This is a genomic window from Lentzea sp. NPDC003310, assembly GCF_040610935.1.
Classification (GTDB): Bacteria; Actinomycetota; Actinomycetes; order Mycobacteriales; family Pseudonocardiaceae; genus Lentzea.
The window spans coordinates 1-5,755 of sequence record NZ_JBEXNC010000038.1; the positions used below are offsets into that span (position 1 = coordinate 1).

A 5,755-nucleotide genomic window follows, 5' to 3' on the forward strand; every position below is an offset into this window, starting at 1 on the left:
TTCTTTTTTTGTGTTTTTTTTATCTACAACTTTTTTATCCACTACCCCCCCCCACCCCTCAGGTGTGGCCCGCTCTTGGCTCGGCTCGTGATGGGACCCCACCGCCGAGGCGCCCAAACTACGAAACAGGCAGCCGCTCTAAGCAACAGGCGTGCCATCAACCCGCCCACAGCGCTGGCCCCCTGATCAGATTGCCGGGGGTCTGGGGGCAGAGCCCCCAGGGGAAGCACGCAACGCAAGGTCGCCGCACGCAAAGGTCGAAACGACGGAACAGGCGCCAACGCAAGCTGACGCAGGCGTCCCCCTGACTTCAGGACCCCTACAACTCAACCTACTCAAGGGGTCCGACAAGATCAGCCGAGCAAGGCGTCCACAAACGCCCCAGGCTCAAACGGAGCCAGGTGGTCAGCCCCCTCACCCAGCCCGACCAGCTTCACCGGCACCCCAAGCTCCCGCTGAACCTGAAAAACAATCCCACCCTTGGCCGTACCGTCCAACTTGGTCAGCACGATCCCGGTGATGTCCACCTGCTCGGCGAAAACCCGAGCCTGCGTCAACCCGTTCTGCCCAGTAGTGGCATCCAAAACCAGCAGAACCTCATCCACCACAGCCTGCTTCTCGACCACCCGCTTCACCTTGCCGAGCTCGTCCATCAACCCGACCTTGGTGTGCAACCGCCCAGCGGTGTCGATCAACACCGTGTCCACCCCGGCGTCCATCCCGCGCTTCACCGCGTCAAAGGCGACAGAAGCGGGATCCCCACCCTCGGGCCCACGAACGGTCTCCGCCCCGACCCGCTTCCCCCAGGTCTCCAACTGGTCGGCGGCAGCGGCCCGGAACGTGTCGGCGGCCCCGAGCAACACGGTCCGTCCATCAGCGACAAGCACTCGGGCGAGCTTGCCGGTGGTCGTCGTCTTGCCGACCCCGTTCACCCCCACCACCAGCAACACGGCGGGCTTGCCGGAGTGCGGCAGTGCCTTCAGGGACCGGTCCATCCGAGGCCCGAGAGCGTCCACGAGCACGCCGCGCAGCAACGCCTGGGCCTCGGCCTCGGTCCGCACCCCGGAGCCGGCGATCTTCGACCGAAGCGTCTCCACGATCTCCGTGGTGGTCGCCGCGCCCAGGTCCGCGATCAGCAGGGTGTCCTCGACGTCCTGCCACGAGTCCTCGTCCAGGTCGCCCGCGCCGAGCAGGCCCAGCAGCGAGCTGCCGAACGCGTTGCGCGACTTCGAGAGCTTGCCGCGCAGGCGCTCCAGGCGGCCCGCGGTCGGCTCGATCTCCTCGACCTCGGACGCCTCGACGGGCAGGTCCACCTCGACGAAGCCGCGCTTCACCGAGTCGCGCGGCACGGAGGCGTCGTCGCCCACGCCCGGCTGGCCGTCGACCTCGGTGCGGTCGGCCACGGGGTGCTCGACGGGCACGACCTCCTCGGCCACGACGACGGCCTCGGCCGCGGTGGCTTCCGGGGCGGCCGGGGTGAACGAGATCTCGGACGAGGCCTGGTAACCGCCGGGCTTCGGCGTCTCCTCCTTCTGGGTCAGGCTGATGCGACGGCGACGCGTCAGCACCACACCGGTCACCAGCGCGGCGATCAGCACGACCGCCACGACGACGAGGATCAGGACAAGGGAAGACGTCGACACGGGCTCATGGTTTCACAGACGCGCATGTGATCAATCAACGAGGTATTGCTCATTTAGGCGAAGATTTCACCAAAGCTCTTGCGCGCTGCCGCTGTGTGGAATAGACCACACGCCGTGAGGGTGATCGGACTGATTTCCGGCACGTCGATGGACGGCATCGACGTCGCCGTCGCCGACCTGTCGATCCACGGCGACGTCGTCGAGCTCGTGCCGGTGCAGTGCGCCGAGCACCCCTTCCCGAAGGACCTGCTGGAGAAACCGCGGGACCTCGCCGAAGTGTGCGCCTTCGACACGTCGCTCGGGCAGGCTTTCGGCGAAGTCGCCGCCGGGTACCTGCCGGCGGACCTGATCTCCTCGCTCGGGCAGACCGTGCACCACGAGGTGCAGGACGGCGACTGCCTCGGCACGCTGCAGCTCGGCCAGCCCGCCTGGATCGCCGAACGGACCGGGCTGCCCGTCGTCGCCGACCTCCGGGTCCGCGACGTCGCCGCGGGTGGTCACGGAGCGCCCCTCGCGAGCACCCTCGACGCGCTGTGGCTCGCCGGCATGGCCGACAACGCGGTCGCGCTGAACATCGGCGGCATCGCCAACATCACCGTCGTGAGACCCGGAGCCCAGCCCGTCGCGTACGACACGGGACCCGGCAACGCGCTGATGGACGCCGTCATGGAGGTGCTCTCGAACGGCGCGCGCAGGCAGGACACCAACGGCGAGTTCGCGGCACGAGGATCGGTCCGGGAGGACGTCCTCAAGAAGCTCCTCGCCGACCCGTACTACTCGAAGCCCTGGCCGAAGTCGACGGGCAAGGAGCACTTCAACGCCGAGTACCTGCAGGGCTTTCCCACGGTCCAGGCCGAGGACATGCTGCGCACGCTCGTCGAGCTCACCGCCCGCACCATCGCCGACGCCTGCCGCGCGCACGACGCGAGCACCGTCGTCGCGTCCGGGGGCGGCATGCGCAACCCGGTCCTGGTCGAGGCGCTGACCCGGGCGCTCGACCCGGTTCCGCTGAAGATCAGCGACTCGCTGGGCCTGCCGCGCGACGGCAAGGAGGCCTACCTGGCCGCGCTGCTCGGGTTCCTGACGTGGCACGGGATCGCGGGCAACACGCCGTCCGCGACCGGTGCGTCCGGGCCGCGGCTGCTCGGCAGCATCACGCCCGGCAGCGGGCCGCTGCGCCTGCCCGAGCCCGTCACCACCGCCGTGACCAAGCTGAAAGTGGGGGACCCGAAGTGCGCGGACTAGACCTGGCGATCATCGTCCTGTTCCTCGTCGGCATGCCGTTGCTCGGCATGTGGATCGGCGGCAGGCAGAAGTCGTCCACGGACTACTTCGTCAGCGAGAAACGCATCTCGTGGTGGGTCGTCTGCCTGAGCGTCGTGTCCGCGGAGACCTCGACGCTCACGGTGCTGAGCGTGCCCGTCATCGCGTACGTGGCGACGCCCGCGCAAGGCGGCATGACGTACCTGACGCTCGCGCTCGGCTACATCGTCGGACGGATCATCGTCAGCTTCGTGCTGCTGCCGCGCTACATCGCCGGTGATCTCGTCACGGCGTACGCGTTCCTCGGCAAGCGTTACGGCGGCGGCATGCGCGCCACCGCGTCCGTGACGTTCCTCTTCACGCGCCTGCTCGCGGACGGCATCCGGCTCTTCGCCACCGCCATCCCCATCAAGCTCGTCCTCGCCCAGTACGGCATCGACGCCGGCTACTGGACGATCATCCTCGCGCTCGGCATCGCGATGGTGTTCTACAGCTTCTTCGGCGGCGTGCGGGCGGTCGTGTGGGTCGACGCCATCCAGATGCTCTGGTACGTCCTCGGCGGCCTGGTCGTGATCTGGTGGCTCTCCGGCCGGCTGCAGGACGGGTGGTTCGCGAAGGCCGTCGACGTGAACAAGTTCCAGGTCTTCGACTTCACCTCGTCACCGCTGACGGGCGCCTACCCGTTCATCGCCGCGTTCTTCGGCGGTGCGCTGCTGTCGATGGCCTCGCACGGCGCGGACCAGTTGATCGTGCAGCGGCTCATGTCGACCAAGGACGTGAAGTCGGCGCAGAAGGCGTTGATCGCCTCCGGTTTCGTGGTGTTCCTGCAGTTCGCGTTCTTCCTCTTCATCGGCGTGATGATGTGGGCCTTCTACAACGGCGTGGACCCGGTGAAGGACCTGAAGCTCGGCAACAAGGACGAGCTCTTCGGGTACTTCATCGTGAACGAGCTGCCGTCCGGCCTGTCCGGGTTCGTGATCGCCGGCATCCTCGCCGCCGCGCTCTCGTCCTCGTTGGGCGCCTTGGCCTCCAGCACCGTCACGGACGTCTACGAACGCGTCCGCAAGACCCCGATGACCGACGAGGAACGCCTGCGCCACGGCCGGGTCTGGACCCTGGTGTGGGCGGGTCTGCTGGTCGTCTGCGCGGGCCTGTTCGCCTCCTCGAACAAGACCACGGCGGACCCGATCGTGGTGCAGGCGCTCGGCATCGCCGGTTACACCTACGGCGCGCTGCTCGGGGCCTTCCTCCTCGGCCTGGTCTTCAAGCGCGTCACGCAGGTGGACGCGATCATCGCGTTCGTGGCGACCGTGCTGGTCGTCGGCTTCGTGATCCTCGGGGTCAAGTTCGCCGGCAGCACGCCGACGATCTACTTCGGGAAGGCCACGGCCGACCTGAAGTCGTTGACCGGGTGGTGGAACACGCCCCTGGGGGTGGCGGTCACCTTGATCGTGGGTGGGTTGCTGTCATTGCGACATTCACGCGGTGTGCCGGTACGAGACGAGCTCGATGTGAAGGCGAAATCCTAGGCGGGCGAACATGTTCTGCGACGACTCGTTGCCCGCGTAGATCGACGCGGCGGCCTGCGGCCGGGCTCCGTGCTCGGCCGCGAGCTTCCAGAGCAGCTCGGTGATGAGAGCGGCGCCGACACCTTGGCCTCGGACGTCGGGCTCGACGGCCACGAAGTCGACGTAGTACTCCTCGGGCTGGGCCTTGCCGGCGGCGTAGCCCAGCACGCGTTGGCCGTCCATGGCGACGACGACCGTGCGTTTGGCCGGATCGGACTCGACGAGCTGCCTGCCGGACAGGTACGTGTGCGGGAAACATCGTTCGTGCAGGACCGCGACGGCCTCGTGCACGAACTCGTCGGTCGGGAGGACGCGCATCTCGCGGTCGCTGGGGCACTTGGCGTCCCGCAACAGCAACGTGCGCAGGTCCCCGTTGTCGAGTATGTGGATGGCGCTCGCCTTGCCCGCGCTGAAGGCGTGCCGTTCGGCGAACGCCGCCAAGCGCCGGTGGGCGGTGTGCCCGTAGAGCTCGAGGTCGGTGATGCCGGTGAGGAGCTCGGTGGCGCGCCGGAACAGCGCGTCGGCGGTCTGGTCCCAGATGCGGCTGCCCGCCGGGTGGTTGACCGGCACGTCGACGAACGGTCCGTGCAGCCACGCGCGGCCGAGCTCGGCGTCGACCTCCACGCTGAGCATGCCGGTGATGTTGTCGTCGGCGTCCACCGCGACCACCGTGCAGTCCGCCCAGCTGGGCTCGAACTCGCCGAGCTCCGCGCGGAGCTCTTCGACTGTCTCACCGAGGTACCCGATGTGGTGCGCGTTGTCGGCCTGGAGCCGGACCAGCAGCGCCATCGTGGCGCCGAGGTCGCCAGGTTCGGCGAAACGGATGTCGTACATGGGAGGAATGGTCACTCGCACGGCCGTTCGAAGCGAGGGAGTTTTCGACGGTCCCAGGTCACGGACTCGCCGACGGGTAAAATGACGTGGATGTCGTCCGATCAACTGGCCGTGCGCGCCGCCGAGGCCGAGGCCAAGGCCCACGCGGGCGACTTCCGCGGTGCCGCCGCCGACCTGAGGTCACTCGCCAGGGAGCACGTCGGAGAACTGGGCGCCGACGACCCGCGGACGCTCGCCGTCCGGCTGAACCTGGCGCGCGTGCTCGGCACGGCGAAGCAGTTCAGGAAGGCCGTCGAGGTCTGCGAGCCCCTCCTGCGCGACCAGGTCCGCGTGGGGGGGGGGGGGGGGGCCCCCCCCCCGGAGTCACGGCCGCTGCTCGCCAAACAGCCGAACGAGGCGGGTGATCCACATCTACATCGAGACGCACGCCCGCGGCCAGGACGTGAA

The 5,755-nt window shown here is 68.2% G+C and carries 5 protein-coding genes; 3 read left to right on the forward strand and 2 right to left on the reverse strand.

Features of this window, described 5'->3' with window-relative positions:
• Positions 1-353 precede the first annotated feature (353 nt).
• Positions 354-1,643, reverse strand: coding sequence for a signal recognition particle-docking protein FtsY (gene ftsY, locus ABZX02_RS43160; RefSeq protein WP_355307774.1), 1,290 nt, complete (start codon positions 1,641-1,643; stop codon positions 354-356).
• A gap of 120 nt (positions 1,644-1,763) precedes the next feature.
• Between ftsY and ABZX02_RS43165 the strand changes: the two genes are divergently transcribed.
• Both ABZX02_RS43165 and ABZX02_RS43170 read left to right on the forward strand, forming a co-directional pair.
• A complete protein-coding gene (locus tag ABZX02_RS43165) occupies positions 1,764-2,888 on the forward strand; it encodes an anhydro-N-acetylmuramic acid kinase (RefSeq protein ID WP_355307776.1) in 1,125 nt (374 codons plus the stop codon).
• On the forward strand, positions 2,876-4,435 hold the full coding sequence (locus ABZX02_RS43170) for a sodium:solute symporter (protein ID WP_355307778.1): 1,560 nt from the start codon (positions 2,876-2,878) through the stop codon (positions 4,433-4,435). The genes ABZX02_RS43165 and ABZX02_RS43170 overlap by 13 nt, the downstream gene beginning before the upstream one ends.
• On the opposite strand, the gene ABZX02_RS43175 is transcribed toward ABZX02_RS43170, so the two are convergent.
• Complete coding sequence (locus ABZX02_RS43175) at positions 4,385-5,308, reverse strand: GNAT family N-acetyltransferase (RefSeq protein ID WP_355307780.1); 924 nt, start codon at positions 5,306-5,308, stop codon at positions 4,385-4,387. The genes ABZX02_RS43170 and ABZX02_RS43175 overlap by 51 nt on opposite strands.
• Positions 5,309-5,398: 90 nt before the next feature.
• Here ABZX02_RS43175 and ABZX02_RS43180 point away from each other — a divergent pair.
• Positions 5,399-5,755 (forward strand): hypothetical protein (locus tag ABZX02_RS43180; protein WP_355307782.1); only part of this gene is annotated, 357 nt, incomplete at its 3' end.